15 protein-coding genes are annotated in these 18,821 nt (G+C 33.5%); 3 read left to right on the top strand and 12 right to left on the bottom strand.

Annotation, left to right across the window (positions count from 1 at the left end; translation table 11 throughout):
• Positions 1-34: 34 nt before the first annotated feature.
• The 3 genes from EV143_RS18345 to EV143_RS18335 all read right to left on the bottom strand — a co-directional run bounded on the left by EV143_RS18345 (position 35) and on the right by EV143_RS18335 (position 2,998).
• The gene (locus EV143_RS18345) at positions 35-577 is read right to left on the bottom strand and encodes a lipocalin family protein (protein WP_133509397.1); all 543 of its coding nucleotides are present in this window, start codon (positions 575-577) and stop codon (positions 35-37) included.
• A 152-nt stretch (positions 578-729) separates the two neighbouring features.
• Positions 730-2,133: a dihydrolipoyl dehydrogenase gene (gene lpdA / locus EV143_RS18340; RefSeq protein WP_133509396.1), complete on the bottom strand. Its 1,404-nt coding sequence runs from the start codon at positions 2,131-2,133 to the stop codon at positions 730-732.
• 409 nt (positions 2,134-2,542) lie between these two features.
• Positions 2,543-2,998 (bottom strand): Lrp/AsnC family transcriptional regulator, encoded by a 456-nt coding sequence (locus EV143_RS18335; protein ID WP_133509395.1) that lies wholly within the window; start codon positions 2,996-2,998, stop codon positions 2,543-2,545.
• Between the two features lie 449 nt (positions 2,999-3,447).
• Here EV143_RS18335 and EV143_RS18330 point away from each other — a divergent pair, with 449 nt between their 5' ends.
• The gene (locus EV143_RS18330; RefSeq protein ID WP_133509394.1) at positions 3,448-4,650 is read left to right on the top strand and encodes an aminotransferase class I/II-fold pyridoxal phosphate-dependent enzyme; all 1,203 of its coding nucleotides are present in this window, start codon (positions 3,448-3,450) and stop codon (positions 4,648-4,650) included.
• A 220-nt stretch (positions 4,651-4,870) separates the two neighbouring features.
• On the opposite strand, the gene EV143_RS18325 is transcribed toward EV143_RS18330, so the two are convergent.
• The 7 genes from EV143_RS18325 to EV143_RS18295 form a co-directional block, all read right to left on the bottom strand.
• Positions 4,871-5,965 (bottom strand): DUF695 domain-containing protein, encoded by a 1,095-nt coding sequence (locus tag EV143_RS18325; RefSeq protein ID WP_133509393.1) that lies wholly within the window; start codon positions 5,963-5,965, stop codon positions 4,871-4,873.
• A gap of 332 nt (positions 5,966-6,297) precedes the next feature.
• On the bottom strand, positions 6,298-8,232 hold the full coding sequence (locus tag EV143_RS18320) for an amino acid permease (protein ID WP_133509392.1): 1,935 nt from the start codon (positions 8,230-8,232) through the stop codon (positions 6,298-6,300).
• 446 nt (positions 8,233-8,678) lie between these two features.
• Positions 8,679-11,585 (bottom strand): FAD-binding and (Fe-S)-binding domain-containing protein, encoded by a 2,907-nt coding sequence (locus EV143_RS18315; protein WP_133509391.1) that lies wholly within the window; start codon positions 11,583-11,585, stop codon positions 8,679-8,681.
• A 275-nt stretch (positions 11,586-11,860) separates the two neighbouring features.
• Positions 11,861-12,379: a hypothetical protein gene (locus EV143_RS18310; protein ID WP_133509390.1), complete on the bottom strand. Its 519-nt coding sequence runs from the start codon at positions 12,377-12,379 to the stop codon at positions 11,861-11,863.
• An 11-nt stretch (positions 12,380-12,390) separates the two neighbouring features.
• Positions 12,391-12,765, bottom strand: coding sequence for a hypothetical protein (locus EV143_RS18305; RefSeq protein ID WP_133509389.1), 375 nt, complete (start codon positions 12,763-12,765; stop codon positions 12,391-12,393).
• A gap of 42 nt (positions 12,766-12,807) precedes the next feature.
• Positions 12,808-13,245: a DUF6896 domain-containing protein gene (locus tag EV143_RS18300; RefSeq protein WP_133509388.1), complete on the bottom strand. Its 438-nt coding sequence runs from the start codon at positions 13,243-13,245 to the stop codon at positions 12,808-12,810.
• A 4-nt stretch (positions 13,246-13,249) separates the two neighbouring features.
• A complete protein-coding gene (locus tag EV143_RS18295; RefSeq protein ID WP_133509387.1) occupies positions 13,250-13,492 on the bottom strand; it encodes a hypothetical protein in 243 nt (80 codons plus the stop codon).
• Positions 13,493-13,571: 79 nt separating this feature from the next.
• Between EV143_RS18295 and EV143_RS18290 the strand changes: the two genes are divergently transcribed.
• Positions 13,572-14,468 carry a hypothetical protein gene (locus EV143_RS18290; protein ID WP_133509386.1) on the top strand — a complete coding sequence of 299 codons (897 nt, stop codon included), beginning with the start codon at positions 13,572-13,574 and terminating at the stop codon, positions 14,466-14,468.
• Between the two features lie 147 nt (positions 14,469-14,615).
• On the opposite strand, the gene EV143_RS18285 is transcribed toward EV143_RS18290, so the two are convergent.
• The gene (locus EV143_RS18285; protein ID WP_133509385.1) at positions 14,616-15,704 is read right to left on the bottom strand and encodes a hypothetical protein; all 1,089 of its coding nucleotides are present in this window, start codon (positions 15,702-15,704) and stop codon (positions 14,616-14,618) included.
• A gap of 129 nt (positions 15,705-15,833) precedes the next feature.
• On the bottom strand, positions 15,834-16,907 hold the full coding sequence (locus EV143_RS18280) for a type I restriction endonuclease (protein WP_133509384.1): 1,074 nt from the start codon (positions 16,905-16,907) through the stop codon (positions 15,834-15,836).
• A gap of 321 nt (positions 16,908-17,228) precedes the next feature.
• Here EV143_RS18280 and EV143_RS18275 point away from each other — a divergent pair, with 321 nt between their 5' ends.
• Entirely contained in the window at positions 17,229-18,437 is a 1,209-nt protein-coding gene (locus EV143_RS18275) for an anhydro-N-acetylmuramic acid kinase (RefSeq protein WP_133509383.1), read from the top strand.
• The last annotated feature ends 384 nt before the right edge of the window (positions 18,438-18,821 follow it).

Here is an 18,821-nt window from a genome sequence, read left to right as displayed (position 1 = left end):
CCGACAGATTATTTAAGTCTGTCGGGTTTTTTATTTAATTTGCTTTGTTGTGCTCTACCCAAACCAGGTCTGAAATATTATATCCTATTTCCTGGGCTTTTATTAGGTAATCTGCCTTGACACTTTCAGGAATTGTAGTTCCTCTGGAAAGTATCCACATATATTTTAAGCTCTCACCCACTACAAGTGCATATTTGTAATTCTTATCGATAGCGATTACATTATATCCTGAATAAAAAGGACCAAAAAATGAGACCTTAAGCATACCAACATTGTCCTTTTTGACGAACTTGGCTTTCCCTATGCTTTCTTCCCACTTGTCTTTTTTGACATTATAGCCCTTATTATCAACTTTTATAGTGCCGTCATCATTTAGAGAATATTCTGCTGTGACGTTGTTGAGACCTTTTTCATATTTAAAATCTAATCTTGCAATTTCATACCATTTTCCCAAATACTTTGCTTTATCAAAATCATTGACTGCATTTGCTTTTTTGGGAATCGTTGAACCACATGAGTAAAGTGCAATTGCAATTCCTGCTCCAATTAGTGCAGGAGCTACATATCTATTTTTCATGATGTTGTCTTTTTACTTAAGTAAAGATAACATCAGAATTGTACATCTAATTTACAAAATTTTTTTTGATATTTATATTTTAAAGACTTTAAATAAATAAAAAAACCGTTAGAAATAATTTTCTAACGGTTTTTAAATATACTTGACGTAAATTATACGTGTAATGCTCTATTATCTGTGGCAGCTAAGGCGGCTTCTTTTACAGCTTCTGCAAAAGTTGGGTGTGCGTGGCTCATTCTTGAAATATCTTCAGCAGATGCTTTAAATTCCATTGCTGTAACAGCTTCTGCAATTAAATCAGCTGTACGCGCTCCAATCATGTGAACTCCTAAAACTTCATCTGTTTTAGCATCAGCAATGATTTTTACGAATCCGTCTAAATCTCCACTTGCTCTTGCACGACCTAAAGCTTTGAAAGGAAAACTTCCTACTTTATATTCTGTTCCTGAAGCTTTTACCTGCTCTTCAGTTTGTCCAACTGCAGCAACTTCCGGCCAAGTGTAAACTACACCAGGAATTAAGTTATAATCGATATGCGGTTTTTGGCCTGCTAAGATTTCAGCCACCATAGTTCCTTCTTCTTCAGCTTTGTGTGCCAACATTGCTCCACGAACAACATCACCAATTGCATAAATATTAGGAACGTTAGTTTGTAAATGATCGTTTACTTCTACTTGTCCTCTGTCTGAAATTTTTACTCCGGCTTTGTCAGCGTTCAATCCATCTGTGTAAGGACGACGACCAACGGAAACTAATGAATAATCTCCTTCAAGCGTGATGGTTTCTCCTTTTGCATTTTCAGCCTGAACAACAACAGCATCGCCGTTTCTTTCTACTGATTTTACTTTGTGAGAAACGTAGAATTTCATTCCTTGTTTTTTCAATACTTTAGTTAATTCTTTAGACAAAGAACTGTCCATTCCCGGAATGATTCTGTCCATGAATTCTACTACAGAAACTTGCGCTCCTAAACGTAGGTAAACTTGTCCAAGTTCGATTCCGATAACACCACCACCAATAACTACTAAGTGTTTTGGAACTTCTTTTAAAGCCAAAGCTTCTGTTGAAGTAATGATTCTTTCTTTATCAATTTTGATGAATGGCAAAGAAGATGGTTTTGAACCTGTAGCAATTACAGCATATTTTGTTTCGATCGTTTCAGAAGTTCCGTCACCTTTTGCAATCGCAATATGCGTCGCGTCTACGAAAGATCCTAAACCATTAAAAACAGTAATTTTATTTTTATCCATTAAGTAGTTGATTCCACCTACGGTTTGATCTACAACTGCCTGCTTGCGCGCAATCATTTTCTCTAAATTGATTTTTACATCTCCCGAAACTTCGATTCCGTGATCTGCAAAATGAGCAATTTCTGAATAATGGTGAGAAGAAGCTAACATCGCTTTTGAAGGAATACAACCTACGTTAAGGCAGGTTCCGCCTAGAGCGTTATACTTTTCTACAATTGCTGTTTTGAAACCTAATTGTGCGCAACGAATTGCTGATACATATCCGCCCGGTCCTGAACCTATAATGACTACGTCAAATGAACTCATAGTTTGTCTATTTTATTTTTAGCGATACAAAATTAAGGAATAAAGTTTTGTTTAAACTTTAAATTTCAATGTTTTTTGTGTGAAATTTTGGGTTTGTTTTTTGCCACGAAGGAACTAGGGCACAAAGTTTTTTTTTAACTGCAAGTTTGCTAAGTTTTGTTTTTTAGTCTTTCAGAGTTTACACAATCTTGTCATCCTGAGGAACGAAGGATCCCCGCAAGTAACTCTATAAAGATTAGCGACATTATGTGAGGAGATCCTTCGTTCCTCAGGATGACAAAAATGACGAAAGAAAAATTTTGCGAGATTGTTTTTTTAAAACCTTAGGAACAAATCATGTGTTAGACGCACTGCTGTGCGTCTCTACGAAAAACCTTTGTCTCTTTGTTACTCTGCACCTTTGAACCTCCTAAAAAATCACCGTTGAATTTTTCACCTCACTAATCATAAACATACTTTGTGTGCTGCCAATATGTTGCAAACTTGTGAGTTTGGTTACCAAGAATTCTCTGTACTCTTCCATGTCTTTTACTAAAACTTTCAGAATATAATCGTAATCACCGCTTACGTGATGACATTCTAAAACTTCGTTGAGTTTGATTACTTCGCTTTCGAATTTGGTTAGGAATTCTTTGGTATGCTGAATGAGTTTTAAGTGGCAAAAAACCACAAATCCTTTATCGATTTTGGTTTTATCAACTAATGCTACGTAGTTTTTGATTATTCCTTCGCGCTCTAATTTTTTGATCCGTTCGTAAACTGCTGTAACCGAAAGATTCAGTTTTAAGGATAATTCTTTAGTTGTTTTTTTACTGTCGGTTTGAAGTAAAACGAGAAGTTTTTTATCGGTGGCGTCTAAAGTCATTTTTGTTGATGGTTTGTGGTTGTTGGCTGTTGGTTGATAGTTTTTTTTAATGAAAGAAAATCTACTGGACTATGCTTTAAACTTCAAATTTAGATTAAAAATCCCTATAAATAAATTTTTATAGTTTTAAAATCTAATTAATCACTTTACGATTGATTAATTTTCTAAATAGTTCTTATTTTGAATAGAAATTCTTTTGAAAACAAGTGCTCTAGCCCAGATTGAAGAGGAAAGCCCGGAGTAAAAAAGGCAAAAGTTTCTTGTTTTAAAAAAGCGACCAACGGAAGCTCTTTTTAGGACATTAGAAACTTTGTCTTTTTTATGAGGACTTGAAACGGAAAGCTGGAATAGCTTCTAAAAAACATCAAAAAACAATTTCAATTTTAAACTCAAAAAACTAAATACTAATCTGAGGATGAGATTGCTTCGTTCCTCGCAATGACAAAAAAATGAAAGACTTTAACCCAGCAGATAAAATTCAGGATTTGCAATACTTTGGTGAATTTGGCGGTGTGAATCCGTCGATTTCTGATTCTTCAACTTATACTTTTTTATCGGCTAAAACCATGTTCGATACTTTTGAAGGCAATATGGAAGGCTGTTATTTGTATTCGCGCCATTCATCACCAAGCAATTTGTATCTGGACCAGGCTTTGGCAGCGATGGAAGGAACGGAAACGGCAAATGTTTCGGCGTCTGGAATGGGTGCGATTACGCCTACTCTATTGCAACTTTGTGGTGCGGGCGATCATATTGTTTCGAGCCGAACGATTTATGGCGGTACTTATGCTTTTTTGAAAAATTTTACGCCTCGTTTCGGGATTGAAACAAGTTTTGTGGATATCACCAAATTAGATGTTGTGGAAGCGGCAATAACTTCAAACACAAAAGTTTTGTATTGCGAAACGGTTAGTAATCCGTTATTAGAAGTGGCTGATATCACTGGTTTGGCTCAAATTGCTAAAAAACATAATTTGAAATTGGTTGTCGATAATACTTTTTCGCCTTTGTCGGTTTCGCCTGCAAAATTAGGTGCTGATATCGTAATTCATAGTTTGACGAAATATATTAACGGAAATAGCGATACGGTTGGAGGCGTGACCTGCGCTTCGAAAGAATTTATCAATGCTTTAAAAAATGTTAATTCGGGAGCAAGTATGCTTTTAGGGCCTACAATGGATAGTTTGCGTTCGGCTTCTGTGATGAAAAACTTGCGTACACTTCATATCAGAATTAAACAACACAGTCATAATGCGCATTTTCTGGCAGATAAATTTGAAGCTGATGGCTTAAAAACCGTTTATCCTGGTTTGAATAGTCATCCGAGTCATGAACTATACAAAACAATGATTAATCCTGAATATGGTTTTGGCGGAATGCTGACAATTGACGTTGGAACTTTGGCAAAAGCCAATGAATTGATGGAATTGATGCAAGCAAGAAACTTAGGTTATTTGGCGGTAAGTTTAGGATTTTATAAGACCTTATTTAGCGCGCCGGGAACCTCAACTTCTAGTGAAATTCCGCTGGAAGAACAAAAAGAAATGGGATTAACAGATGGTTTGATTCGTTTTTCGATTGGTTTGGATAATGATATTCAGCGTACTTATGAAATGATGAAGGCTTGTATGGTGGAACTTGAGATTTTGTAAAAACGAATTTCATTAATTTTCACTAATTATTGTGGATAAATAGGATAGCAATCTTACTAAAAGCACCGATTTGTCATTTCGACGGAGGAGAAATCACATCCAGAGAGCAACGTACTGTGTGTCTACGTTATGTGATTTCTCCTCCGTCGAAAATGGCACAAACTATTATGTGTAAATAAAAAATCCGTTCTGATCAATCTCAGAACGGATTTTTTATTATTTAATTTTGCTCAAAATGCCTAAACGACTGCCAGTATTTATCTTTATAGATTTCATAACTTATTTCTAAAGTTTGGCTATACTTTTTTATTATTATATCTAAAACTTTTGGCGGTTTTCTGAATTCTTTACAGGCAAAAAAGATTTCTCTTTTATTATCTGACGTTTCTCTTCCAATATTTAAATAACCTTCTAAATCTGGTAAGTTAAACATTATTTCATCTTCGATATCATTTAGCAATGTATGTGTTTCATCATCAGGCAGACCACTAATGTGATTGCTGTCAAATGGAATTCCAATTATAATAATCCATGGATGAGAAGCCTTTTTATCCCATCCTAGAATAGTTGTATTTATTAATGCTAAAACTAAATTGCCAGATTCTCTTTTTCCCTCAAAGTTTGCGTAGGCATCACTTTCAGTAGCATGTCTTACACCTTCATATTTTTCAATGAATTCTTTTTCTCTCCAAATTAAATAATCTTTTAATTTTTCAATAGGGATTAATTCTTGAGTAACGTTCTCATATCCTATTACCTGCAGATTATCTATTAGAGTAACCGAGTGCAATTCTCCTAAGTAATTATCCAGAAAAATATAAACCCCATTTGTTACAACTGATTTTTTATCATCTTCAAAATGATCGTAAACAATTGTCAAATCAATTTCGTCCGGATAGATGTTATGAAGATTAGGATAAAACTTTAAATTTTCTTTATTAAAATCAAAATTTTCATATGTTATTCCAACATCTTTAATATCTGAAGCAGGTTTAAGAGCAGTAAACTTCCAGCCTTCAATTTTTGGGGCAGCATTGACTAACTCTTCTATCACATAAATATTTTTAATCGCTCCGTCTGGTGTTAAGATCAGCTCGGCGGTTTGCTTATCAAACATTCCGGTTAGAAAATAAAACCCATCATGAATTTCATCTAATTTTGGTGCAATTTTATCTAAAAATCCTTTATGTATATTGTTTCCTTCCTGAACAATTTTGAAAAACTCTTTTTCATGTTTTAAAAACCAATTCCAAAAATCATTGTAGGACTCTATAGGGAATTCTTTTTTACCCAATATCTTATCAAGAAAACTCATGCATTAAAAAAATTAAAATTAAACTTTGTATACGCAAACCTAAGAAAAAGCTTTAATAAGTATGGGAATATTTTTATAAAAATTCTAACAAAAAAAGAGTTAGATTCACCTAGCTTTCAGAGAGAATCAGAAAGTTTTATTTCACGCAGATTTAAGCAGATGTGCGAAGATTATTTATTGCCTAAGCCTAAAAAATTTATTTTAATCTGCTTAAATCTGCAGAATCTGCGTGAAACAAAAAAACCTTTTTAATGATTTTAATCTGTTGCAAAATAAAAGCCGTTATGATCGATTTCAGAACGGCTTTTCATTTATAATTTATAACTCAAAACTTATAACTTCTCAACGAAGTTAAGTTTACTGTTTTTTCTACTATAAGTAAAGTAAATAAACAATCCTATTAACAACCAGATTGTAAAATAAATCCAGTTCCAAACGCTTAATTCGGCCATCATGTACAGACAACAGATTAATCCTAAAAGCGGAATTAAAGACAAGTTTTTTCTAAAAGCCCAAACCGCTAATCCAACTAAAACGAATAAGAATATCCACATTGGAATTTTGTGTTTGAATAAACTGAAACCTGATTCGTATTTTAGTGAATCGTTGATTGGCAATCCTTTTACAACCTCAGCATATTTAGCGTCATCGTCTTGGTATTGACTTAATAAATGCTCTAAATCTGATGTTTCTGAAGTTTTATTTTGAACATCGATACTTTTTAAATAATTAAAAACTTTATCTGATTCTGTTTTATCTAAAGAAGTTATGATCGTTGTTGCATCGTTTGTTTGTGCTTCGTTATTGATGAAAGACATTGTCGCTTTGTTGTTGAAAGCAAAAGCATAATACAATCCTGCAATCATTAAAACAGGTAAGATATATTTTGAATTTACATAAGGCGTTTTGAATTTTCCTCTAGGAATTTCAGGTTTGTTTTGTAAAACCAAAACTCCCGCACAAACCAATACGAAGGCAAATAAAGTTCCGATACTACATAAATCAGTTACCATTGTCAAGTTTAAAAACAAAGCCGGAATCGCAACTACAAAACCGGTTACAATGGTTGCAAAAGATGGTGTTTTGAATTTTGGATGTACAGTAGAAAATTTCTTTGGTAATAAACCATCACGGCTCATGCTCATCCAGATACGAGGTTGTCCCATTTGGAAAACCAATAAAACACTTGCCATTGCAATTACGGCACTTACGGCAATAATTCCCGACATCCATTTTAGGTCTAATTTATCGAAAACAAACGCTAGTGGATCTCCAACATTCAATTCGTTATAACGCACCATTCCGGTTAAAACCAAAGCAATGGCAATATATAAAATAGTACAAATGATAATGGCCCACATCATTCCGCGTGGTAAATCACGTTGCGGATTTTTACATTCTTCTGCAGTCGTAGAAATCGCATCAAAACCAATATAAGCAAAGAAAACAGCTGAAACTCCTTTTAAAACCCCACTTACACCATTTGGCGCAAACGGATCCCAATTGGCTGTATCTACATAAAATACTCCAACGGCTATTACTAAAAGTACGATGCAAAGTTTTACAACAACCATTACATTACTGGCATTACGAGATTCTTTCATACCTCTGTAAACCAACGCCGTAATCAAAATAATGATAAACAAAGCCGGTAAATCAGCCACAAAGTGGAAAGAACCAATGGTTGGTGCTGTTGTCCAGGCAGTATATGAAGCTTGTAAAGAAGCACTTAAATTTTCGAATGTTTTTCCGCCTTGCATTAAAGCTGTGGCATCTTTAAATCCGTTTGAAGCAGTTAAATAATCCATCTGAATCCATTGTGGGAGATGTATTCCGCCACTCTGTAGCAGTCCCGTAAAATAATCGCTCCATGATATGGCGACTGTTATATTTCCAACTGCATATTCCATAATTAAAGCCCAACCAATTATCCAGGCAATAATTTCTCCGAAAGCTACATACGAGTACGTGTAAGCACTTCCTGAAACCGGAACCATTGAGGCAAATTCGGCGTAAGCAAAAGCAGCAAAACTACAAGCCAACGCAGTAAATAAAAACAAGAAAATAACCGCTGGACCGCCATCAGCACTAGCTTTTCCGATGGTGCTAAAAATACCTGCTCCAACAATTGCTGCGATTCCAAATGCAGTTAAATCCCTGGTCGTTAAATGTTTTCCTAATGCATTATGACCATCTGCTTCGTTTTTTGCAACTTGTTTGAGAATATCTTGTACCGTTTTTTTTCGGAATAAACCTGATAATGCCATATGTGGTTTTGCTTTTATAAATTAATATATTTAACTTTTGTGGGTTTTATTTTGCAAATAATGCAAAAATTATCCTGATTTCAAATATATAAAACGATTTTGTTTTATTGCGAATTATTTTTTGCTACGAAGGCGTTAAGTTGCAAAGTTTTTTTACCACGAATTGCACGAATTGGCGCAAATTATTTTTTTGCCACAGATTAAAATGATTAACATAGATTTTTTAAATTTTTATTTCACGCAGATTTAAAAAAGATTTAAGCAGATACTCGCAGATTTATTTATTTCTAAATTTAAAATTAAATCTGCTTAAATCTGCAGAATCTGCGTGAAACAAAATCATTTTAATCCTTTAATCTGTGGCTAATATTTTATCACGCAGATTCTGCAGATTTTTTAATCTTTGTGCTCTTTGCGTAACCTTTGCGAACTTTGCGGTTAAACCTTTATTTCAGGCAACTTCTTAAAATACTTACCGGATGCTGCGCTTCTCTACTCGTTCCGTCAAAAATTTGATGACGACAGCTGGTTCCTGCTGCGGCGATTTTTACGTTTTCGGCAGTGGCACGCACTTTTGGAAATAAGGTATCTTCACCCATTTGCATGCTTACCTGATAATGTTCTTTTTCGTAACCAAAAGATCCCGCCATTCCACAACAGCCTGAATTATAAATCGTAACCGTGTTATTCTTTGGCAAATTCAGCATAGCGAAAGTCGCTTCAACAGAACTTAATGATTTCTGATGACAATGCCCGTGAATTTTGATTTCTTTCTTTTCTTCAGAGAATGAATCGGGTTTTATTTTACCGTCGATAATTTCTTTTTTAAAGAATTCTTCGATTGTAAAAACGTTTTGAGAAATTCTCTCGGCGTTTTCTTTATCTGATGCTAATCTCAAATATTCATCTCTAAAAGTCAAAATTGCCGAAGGTTCAATTCCTATTAAAGGAGTGTTGCTTGAAACTAAATCTTTAAAAATACCAATATTAGTATCCGCGATTTTTTTCGCTTCTTCCAGAAAACCTTTTGATAAATACGTTCTTCCGCTTTCTTCGTGATCTACGATTAAAACTTCGTAGCCTAATTTCGTTAACAGTTCGAAAGCGTCGATTCCGATATTTACATCGTAATAATTCGTGAATTCGTCATTAAACAAATACACTTGTCCGTTTGGGAAATCGTTTTGTTCTCGTTTATTATTTTCATACCATTTTTTGAATGTCTTTTTCGCCAAAAGCGGAACCTGTCTTTCCGGCGCAATTCCCATACTTTTTTTAACGAGCGATTGATTCGAAATAAAATTGGTTATAGACGGAAACAAACTTCCCATTTTATTCAGTTTTGCGTTGTGGGCAAAAAATTTGTTTCGGGTAGAGAATCCGTTTGCTTTTTGGTATTGGTATAAAAATTCCGCTTTTAAAGTAGCAACATCTACATTACTTGGACATTCGCTCGCGCAGGCTTTACAACTCACGCACAACTCAAAAACTTCGTATAATTCTTTCTGGTCAAATTTATTTTCTTTCTCTGAATACGTCAAATATTCGCGCAACGCATTGGCTCTCGCACGCGTTGTTTCTTTTTCGTTTTTAGTCGCACGATAACTCGGACACATGGCTCCTCCTGCCGATGGTAATTTTCTACAATCTCCGGAACCGTTGCATTTTTCGGCAGCGCGCAAAATTCCTAAACTGTCTGAGAAATCCTGAAACGTTTTAATATCCGGTTCTACTCTACCCGAAATTACGCGATGATTTTCATCCATTTTTAAAGCGTTGACAATCTTCCCGATATTCAAAACCGAATTCGGGTCAAACGCCAATTTGATTCTTTTCAGTAATTCATAATTCGTTTCGCCAATCATAAACGGAATAAACTCCCCGCGCACAATTCCGTCGCCGTGTTCACCACTTAATGAACCTCTGTATTTCTTCACCAAAATCGCCACATCGGTCGCAATGGTTCTGAATAATTTTAAATCAGCTGTTTTCTTCAAATTCAAAACCGGACGCAAATGCAGTTCACCTGCACCCGCATGCGCATAGTAAATCGCGCCTTGTCCGTGGCGTAACATCATGGCCGAAAACTCTGCAATATAAGCCGGTAAATCGCTTAACTCAACGGCTGTATCTTCAATAGAATCAGCTGCTTTGTCATCTCCAACAATACTTCCTAAAAGTCCAAGACCGGCTTTTCTAAGTTCGTTTACTTTCTCAATATCGGCTCCGTAAATTTTTACGAGCGCGTAACCAAAGTTATTTTTCTCTAAATCGGCCACCAAAGCATTTGCCTGATTTTCGGCATCTTCAGGATCGTGCGAAGCGACTTCAAACATCATAATGGCTTTTGGTTCGCCTTGCAAAAAGAATCGGTTTTTAATGTGTTCACGATTCGTTTTGGTACAATCCAAAATCGTATCGTCGATCATTTCGCAAGTATACAAATGATGTTTCATTGCGACTACTACAGATTCTAACGATTCCTGAATGCTATGATAATGCGCCACAACCATAATATTATGGGCTGGCGGTAAATCGTCGACTTTTAAAGTGATTTCAGTTGTAAACGCCAAAGTTCCTTCACTTCCGCAAAGTAATTTTCCGAGATTAATGGTTGGTTCGGTTCCGCCAAACAAATCTGATTTCAACAGAATATCAACGGCATAACCTGTGTTTCTTCTGTGAATTTCCGGTTTCGGAAACTCTTTTATAATTTCATCCTGCGTTGCTTTTACCGAAAGTTCGTCGTAAAGACTTTTGTATATTTTATTTTCTAAAGAATCGCCTTTTGTTTTTTCGATAAATTCCGCCGAAGTCAGTTCCTTAAAAATCACTTCAGAACCATCGCTTAAAATTCCTTTGATTTCGACAATTTTATCGCGCGTCACACCATACCGAATCGAAGTTGTTCCCGATGAATTATTTCCCACCATTCCGCCAATCATACAACGGTTGGATGTCGAAGTATTAGGGCCGAAAAATACGTTATGCGGTTTCAGAAATAAATTCAGTTCGTCGCGAATCACGCCAGGCTGAACCGCAACTGTTTTTTTAATTGGGTCAAAATTCAGGATTTTGGTAAAGTTTTTCGAAACATCGACCACAATTCCATCGCCAACCGTTTGCCCGGCAAGTGAAGTTCCGGCGGTTCTTGGCGTAATCGAAATATTGTACTTCGCCGCAAACCTAATCAGTTTGCTAATATCTGCTATCGTTTTAGGCACCGCAACCGCTTTTGGTTTAATCCTGTACACCGAAGCATCGGTCGAATAAAGCGTTTTATGAAGATCATCGTATAAAAGTGTTCCTTCTAACGAATCTGATAATTGTTGTAACTCCTTACTTATTGACATTCTGACTTAATTTATGGCTTTTCCTTTGAGTTACAAAAATACTTATTTTTTTAGGTTCAAAGGTGCAAAGTGACAAAGGTTCATAGGTTTTTCCTTTATTGTGATCCTGAGCGAAGTCGAAGGGTTTTGAAACTTGGGATTTGGAATTTAAAATATTGGAATTTTAATTAGAAGCTATTCCTGCTATCCGTTCCAATCTTTTGTGCCGAACCCCGGCACAAAAGGATTTCCACTTCTATCAAGGCTAGGGCATTTAGTTTCATAAGAAAATTAATTTATTTCAAATACCAGGATTTATCATATAATTCATTTAACTCTTTTGCCGGAATTCCATTTAGCTCAATCGTTTTATTAAAAATTTGATCAAAATCTGCATTCTCACAAGCCATATTAATCATATGATCTGTTTCGCCCATTCCTCCTTCACCAATTAAAAGTTTACTCGAATCACAGAATTCTTTAGCTATTTCGGTTATAATTTTGAATAATTGTTCTGATATATTTCTTTCTTCAAAATATAAACTTGAAAATCTTTCTATGCAACCAATTAAAACAACATTTTTATAAATATCAATGCTAAAACTATCACTCTCTCCTGTTAGATATTCAGATCCATTTGTTTGAGTGGGAACTATAAACCAGTTTCCTCTCTCATTTTTAGTAAAATGTCCGAATTCTTTCAAATGCAAAAACTCAGCTTTTAATTTGTCAAAAACATTATTTAGTCTTTGCTCGGTTTCTTCTAAAGAATACTCTTTTTCTTTTGGAATTATGCAGTGGATACTTGTTCCCATTAATATGTAAGTTATGCTAAATCCTCCATTGAGATATTTGATAAATTTTCTTCAGATTTTAAAAGTAATTTATCAATGCTGTCATCAATAAAAGTGAAATCTTTTTGATCAACTAATATCTCCATCCATTTTGGATTTGAAATTGAAAGGCCATCATCATAAATAGCGAGATTTATAAAATTCCAAATATTTGAGTTTACTCCATTTACTTCAAAATTCGGCTGAATAATAATAGCTTTCATTATATTATTTTCAACCCAATCAATTCTTCGTTCTTCAAATGTCCTTAATACTTCTGGATAATCAGGTCTATCTTTAGTCAACCTTCCATTAAGCTTACGTGCTAAATCAATCAACTTTGAATCTATGTTTTTAAATATACTCATTTTTTTTAAATATTATGCACCACAAGATTTCCATTGAAAAAATTAATTGATAACATAAGGCGGTTCTATAATAACTCTATATTCCTTAAAAACACATCCAAAATCTTTTCCTTCAATTCCTTCAATAATAACCCAACCCAAAATTCCTTTATTTATAAGTTGGTATAATTCATGTTCAACAAATTCAGGAGTATAATCTAATTTTTGATATTCAGGATAGGTTCTTATAAGTTCTGAAAATTTCCATTGCGAAAACTCGATTTCATTAACAGCAATGTCATAAGCATAAATAACTCCATCTTTTTCTGCCGTACAGCCACTTCCGTGAAACCAATATTCAATTCCGTCTATACTTCCTTTTCTTTCAAAAAAGGCACGTGAAAATGAACACGGATTTATATCTTGTTTATATTTAGCTTTTAATAAAGTTTCAAAATTTCTTATAAAATTGATGTAGTTGGTTAAAATTTCTTCGATCATATTTTTATAGAAATATCATATTAACCAATCTCTTTATAATTTCAAATAGAATAACTATTATCCCAATTCCTGCAATACTATATACTCTCCAACTACGCATTTTAGTAATTGAATTCATTTTCAAATTTTCTTTTTCAAGTTCTTTAGATTCTTTAATATCTCCAGATCTTATCCACCAAATTAGTAATGCAGAAAATATAACTCCGCCAATTAGAACAAAAATATTTTCGTCTTGTATGTATTTCATTAATTAATATTCTTCTTTTTGTAAAAATAACTATTTATTTTTAGCGTGAAATCCTTTTAAAAATAATTTTCAATTTAAAATGGCAACAGACGGAATAAAAATAATTGATGGCGATTTAGCAAGAGATACTTACGAGCAAATAATGGACCTATACGACAGTGACGCAAGTATCGAAACTATTCGAAAAGAACTACCTTTTTTAAAAGATGATTACGGAGATAATTCCGATTTCTATCACGAAATATTTGTGACTTCTTATGCTCTTGCTTTTTGGGAAATTGGTGAAATAACCGAAGAAATTCTTGCAGAAGTAAAACAAGTTATTGAGTTAAAAGCCGGCGTTAAAATATGGACAGAGGAATGTGATGCAAACGAGGGTAAAAAAAGACAAAAAGAACTTGATAAACTTTTAAAGAAAATAAGTGAGCCAAATTTAAAAGTTAGAAAAAGAAAGAAATACAGAATTATTAAGAATCTTTATTTCGAGCCTGACGACTTGTTGGCCTTTCAACTTTCAGACAAAAATTATTATGCTGTAATCTGCGCTAAAGTAACACAACAAAGAGGACAATGCACTTATGATTTAGTCGCCACAACATATAAAGGAAAAAACAAACCAACTGTTGAGGATTTAAAATCTTGCTTTATAGCTGGACGGAAAATTGGTTCAGGTTATGACTGGAAAACGACTTTACTACATCAGCCAAATGTTGATGAAATTTGGGAGTATATGAATCAAGATAACTTTTTATTTGGACTTTCTTACCGTTTAGTTACACACAGAGATATTATTTCATTCAAAGATAAGTTTGAAATTGTTGGTAAGATAAAAATTAAGGAAAGTTTCAAAAGAGATGGTGGCTATGGTTACGAATCTTCATTTGATCGTTTTGAATCTATTTTTATCGACCTTGATAGTCATATGAATACATTTAGAGAACAGAAATACCCAGTGAATTTGCTTTGTGAGTTGTAATATTACTTCCACGAGCGGGACGCTCGCGCCAGCTGAGGGGTCGGGAAATTAATTATTTTCAGCTAAAGATAAGTTTTTCGTTAAGAAAAAACGTCAAGTTGAATTAATGAAATATTGAACCAAATGCTGTTAGTTATAACTTTTCTTTTACAATATAATTCCAAAATTCGGTTTACCATCTAATTTCAATATTTCGTCAATATCTTTTCTCTTACTTTCTACTTCATTGTCTTCATAAGATAATTCTAATTTTTCAATTTCAAGCGGGTAAGTTGAATGCTTATTTAAAATAAGCCTGTGTTTTGGTAAATTAAAAATATTTCCCACTGAAACATGACTAACAAATGCAGCAGATGCTTTAGAAAATTTTGGTTTTAGAGAATTGAAACTTTTTCGATTATAGAAAGCCCAATCTACATCATGTTTTAAATTAAAATTAAAATCAAGATTTAAGCATATTATAAACGGTTTGTTGAGTTCTCCATACCACCCCGCTTTGCTTTTAAAAGCTTTAAGTATTTTACCAGAATCTTCATCGGCATTTTTAATGGTCACAGGAGAAAATTGAAGTCCAATAGGTCTAGAATTTATATTTTTTTTGGCAGCTTGAGATTTATTAAATAGAGTTAAAACGATAAGAATATTATCGTCATCAAATTTTAATTCATGAGTCAACAAATTATTTTTTTGTCGAGTTTCAATATCAATTGGATTAATTTTGTTGAGCTCTTGTTCAATCTCTTTTCTTAATGTTTTAACTTTTGGAAATTTACCTTTTTTAAATTCGAGCTTTTCTAATGCCAACCAAAAATTTGGAGAATTCATTTTATTTAATTCATCTATAAATTTCTGCTTAAAATTTTCGCTCCTGCTCTCTGCATCCGTTATATAAGAAACTGTCGTAGCTTCTATGTAAAATTCTTTCTTATCTTTTTTTGCTAAAAAATCTGGTCGTTTAGGAGACTTTTCTAGTAATGGATGTACTTGAAGCGTGTAACCTTGACAATAAAATGTTTCATGAATAAATAATTCATAAAATGCATTATAAAAACTGTTCTTAAAACTTTGTTGAAGTTCTAATTTATTCTCTTCGGGATAATTTTCAAACCATTTGTTTAATAGTTCTCTAACTTCCACAATTTTCTCTTGTTGATTGTTATCATAATAAGTATATGCATCTTCTCCAGAATAAGCACGTCTGTAATTATCACGCAGTTTATCTTCAAATAGTTTCATGTTAAAAAAGTCAGTTTGTTATATAAGTCCCCCTGCTGGCATGAACGTTTCGATCCTACTCTCAATTTATTACTCTTACTGACTAGCGTCTCGCTGTGATGACACTTCAAAAATATCACAAGTAATTACTTATTCATAGTTTTTTATAGTAGAAAGTAATTCTTTTTTGAATTTATAAATTTCATCAAGACTTTGCAAAGATTGTTTTTCGCCATTATCTTTTCCATTGTGAAATAACTCTACATATTTGTTAGCAGAATTAAAATGTAATCTACATAATGGTTTTCTGTTATTATCGTCTAATAAAATTCCAAAGTAAGATTGTGTGTCTCTAAAAAATATTCTATTAGCAGGAATTGATTCTCTCAAAATTGCTTTAATAATTTGTGAACCTTCTATTTCTTCTTCTGTTGTAATAAATCTTGGAGCTTCAATCTCTTCATCTACAGAAGATAATTTTTGATTTTCTTTTGATGGAATAGTTTCACCAATATTTAATGCGTTTTTAAGCCTGAAATTTATTGATTCATTTATAGAGTTAGAAAAAGCTTTCTTTGTGTATTCTTTAAAAGCCGCTAATCTTGATGCAGTCAATGGTTTATTGAAGAATTTGCTTACCAGAAGCTTTACAATTTCATCAGACGGATTTTGTAATTCTTTTTCAAATTCATTTCTTATTGCTTTTATATATTTTAACGCTTCTGCCGAGTCTAAAATATTTTCTAAATTATAACTGCTTTTGGTAAAATTTTCAAGAATTTTTAAGCTGGAATCAGAAATATTTGCCAAGTCTAATGTAAAAAATGGCTTTTCATCCATTATGTTTGGTTTTTCTAAATCAGCATAAAAATTATAAGTATGACCATTTGTTAAAACTCCAAAACGGGATTTTGAAACATGATAATATCTATGAAGTTGAGAATTATGTGCATCAGCATTTTCTTTCCAATGTTTACATTCAATAATTAAAATGGGCTCACCATCTTTCTTAATTACATAATCTATTTTCTCTCCCTTTTTTGTACCAATGTCACATATAAATTCTGGAATTACTTCTGTAGGATTAAAAATATCAAATCCCAAAATTTGAATAAATGGCATTACAAATGCATTTTTAGTAGCTTCTTCGGTGTTAATTTGATCTTTTAGTGAATCAACTCTTTGGTGTAATTGCTCCAGTTTTAGTCTTAAATCTGCTTCCATATTTTAATATATTGGTGTTTCTATTGCTATCTAAATGTTTATTTGGGTCTATTCAATTCTCTACATAGTAGCAAAATGATTACCCAACTGGCGTGAGCATCTCGCTCGTAAACGCTATTTCAAATGTAGACTACCGATTTACAAATTTTTTACGGAAAACCTTATTTGTAGAGTTAAATCTTATTTATCAAAAATATCAATAAACCATTCTAAAACAAGCAAGTACTTATACCTGATTTTTCCAAAAAAAAATCGCCATTTTCCCTACATTTATAAAATAAATCCCATTTTAGCATTGCCAAACAAAACACATCATTTTTAATGAATAAAAATATAACCACACTTTACAAAATCGCTCAAAAAGAAACCCGAAAAATAATCGGTTTAATGTCCGGCACTTCGCTTGACGGTCTTGATATTGCACTTTGCGAGATTTCCGGTGCGGGCGAAAATACAGCTGTACAAATTCTTGAATTCGAAACGATCAATTATACTGAAGATATTAAAACCGAAATCCGTAAAGTATTTGCGAAGAAAACAATCGATTTTCAGCATTTCGCTTTATTAAATGAATGGATTGGTCTTTTACATGCCAACATGGTTAACGATTGCCTTCAAAAATGGAATATTCCCGCGCATGAAGTTGACTTAATTGCGTCCCACGGGCAAACAGTTTTGCACGCTCCTAAGTTTTTGCATCAGCAGGAAAAATTTCCAAATGCGACTTTGCAAATTGGCGATGGCGATCATATTGCGGTAAAAACGAGAATTATAACGTTATCAGATTTCAGGCAAAAACATGTTGCGGCGGGTGGCGAAGGCGCTCCTTTAGCCGTTTATGGCGATTATTTATTGTTCAGCAAAAAAGGCGAAAACCGAATTATGCTCAACATGGGTGGCATTGCAAATTTCACTTATTTGCCCGCTTCCCTAAACGCCAGCGACGTTTTTGTAACCGATACCGGAACCGCAAATACTTTAATCGATATTTATACCAAACATTATTTCCCTGAAAAAAGCTACGATAAAGATGCCGAAATTGCCCAAAAAGGAGCCGTTAATCCAGAAATTTTAACTGAATTAAAAAACGATTCATTCTTCCAAAAAAGCTTTCCAAAAACCATCGGTCAGGAATTGTTTAATTTTGAATTTGTACAAAAGGCGCTTTCAAAAACCAACTTAGAAAACATTTCGGCACCAGATTTGTTAGCTACTTTAACAAGGCTTAGTGCAGAAACGATTGCCGAAGCGATTCAGTTTGTGGTTAAAAACAGTTCGAATGAACTTGAGGATTTCAAAATTTACATGTCTGGCGGCGGTACAAACAATCCGTTATTGATTAAATCGTTAAAGGAATTATTGCCTTTTGAATTTTTCAAAAGCGATGATTTGGGTATTTTAAGCGATGCCAAAGAGGCGGTTTTATTTGCCATTTTAGCCAATGAAACAGTTGCGGGCGGGGATTATAATTTCGGAACAAACAAAGGTATTCCATCAGTTACAATGGGGAAAATTTCTTTTCCTGATTAAAAAGGTTGCTACGAATTACACGAATTTTCGCGAATTATTTTTTTCCATAGATTAGATTAAAATGATTTTGTTTCACGCAGATTCTGCAGATTTCAGCAGATCTAATTTGAGATTTTTATAAAATTAATCTGCGCACATCTGCTTAAATCTTTTTAAATCTGCGTGAAATTTATATTAAAATAATCAGAGCGAATCATTTAATCTTTGGCTAAAATTTTCTCTCGCAGATTGAGCAGATTAAGCAGACTTTTTGTTAATAAAAAAACTTTGAGCCTTAGCACCTTTGTGGCAAATAATTCGGGAAAATTCGTGCAATTAGTGGCAAAAAAAACACATACAATATATAATTATTATTTATCGTAAATTTATTCAAAACGAAATACA

Source organism: Flavobacterium chryseum (assembly GCF_004362015.1).
Classification (GTDB): domain Bacteria; phylum Bacteroidota; class Bacteroidia; order Flavobacteriales; family Flavobacteriaceae; genus Flavobacterium.
The sequence above is the reverse complement of the archived record's forward strand: the minus strand, read 5'-3'. Positions and strand labels throughout refer to the sequence as shown.

Bases quoted from the DNA above. Each gene is read 5' to 3' on its own strand.
- EV143_RS18345 (WP_133509397.1), bottom strand. From the start codon at position 577: ATGAAAAATAGATATGTAGCTCCTGCACTAATTGGAGCAGGAATTGCA.
- lpdA (WP_133509396.1), bottom strand. From the start codon at position 2,133: ATGAGTTCATTTGACGTAGTCATTATAGGTTCAGGACCGGGCGGATAT.
- EV143_RS18335 (WP_133509395.1), bottom strand. From the start codon at position 2,998: ATGACTTTAGACGCCACCGATAAAAAACTTCTCGTTTTACTTCAAACC.
- EV143_RS18330 (WP_133509394.1), top strand. From the start codon at position 3,448: ATGAAAGACTTTAACCCAGCAGATAAAATTCAGGATTTGCAATACTTT.
- EV143_RS18325 (WP_133509393.1), bottom strand. From the start codon at position 5,965: ATGAGTTTTCTTGATAAGATATTGGGTAAAAAAGAATTCCCTATAGAG.
- EV143_RS18320 (WP_133509392.1), bottom strand. From the start codon at position 8,232: ATGGCATTATCAGGTTTATTCCGAAAAAAAACGGTACAAGATATTCTC.
- EV143_RS18315 (WP_133509391.1), bottom strand. From the start codon at position 11,585: ATGTCAATAAGTAAGGAGTTACAACAATTATCAGATTCGTTAGAAGGA.
- EV143_RS18310 (WP_133509390.1), bottom strand. From the start codon at position 12,379: ATGGGAACAAGTATCCACTGCATAATTCCAAAAGAAAAAGAGTATTCT.
- EV143_RS18305 (WP_133509389.1), bottom strand. From the start codon at position 12,765: ATGAGTATATTTAAAAACATAGATTCAAAGTTGATTGATTTAGCACGT.
- EV143_RS18300 (WP_133509388.1), bottom strand. From the start codon at position 13,245: ATGATCGAAGAAATTTTAACCAACTACATCAATTTTATAAGAAATTTT.
- EV143_RS18295 (WP_133509387.1), bottom strand. From the start codon at position 13,492: ATGAAATACATACAAGACGAAAATATTTTTGTTCTAATTGGCGGAGTT.
- EV143_RS18290 (WP_133509386.1), top strand. From the start codon at position 13,572: ATGGCAACAGACGGAATAAAAATAATTGATGGCGATTTAGCAAGAGAT.
- EV143_RS18285 (WP_133509385.1), bottom strand. From the start codon at position 15,704: ATGAAACTATTTGAAGATAAACTGCGTGATAATTACAGACGTGCTTAT.
- EV143_RS18280 (WP_133509384.1), bottom strand. From the start codon at position 16,907: ATGGAAGCAGATTTAAGACTAAAACTGGAGCAATTACACCAAAGAGTT.
- EV143_RS18275 (WP_133509383.1), top strand. From the start codon at position 17,229: ATGAATAAAAATATAACCACACTTTACAAAATCGCTCAAAAAGAAACC.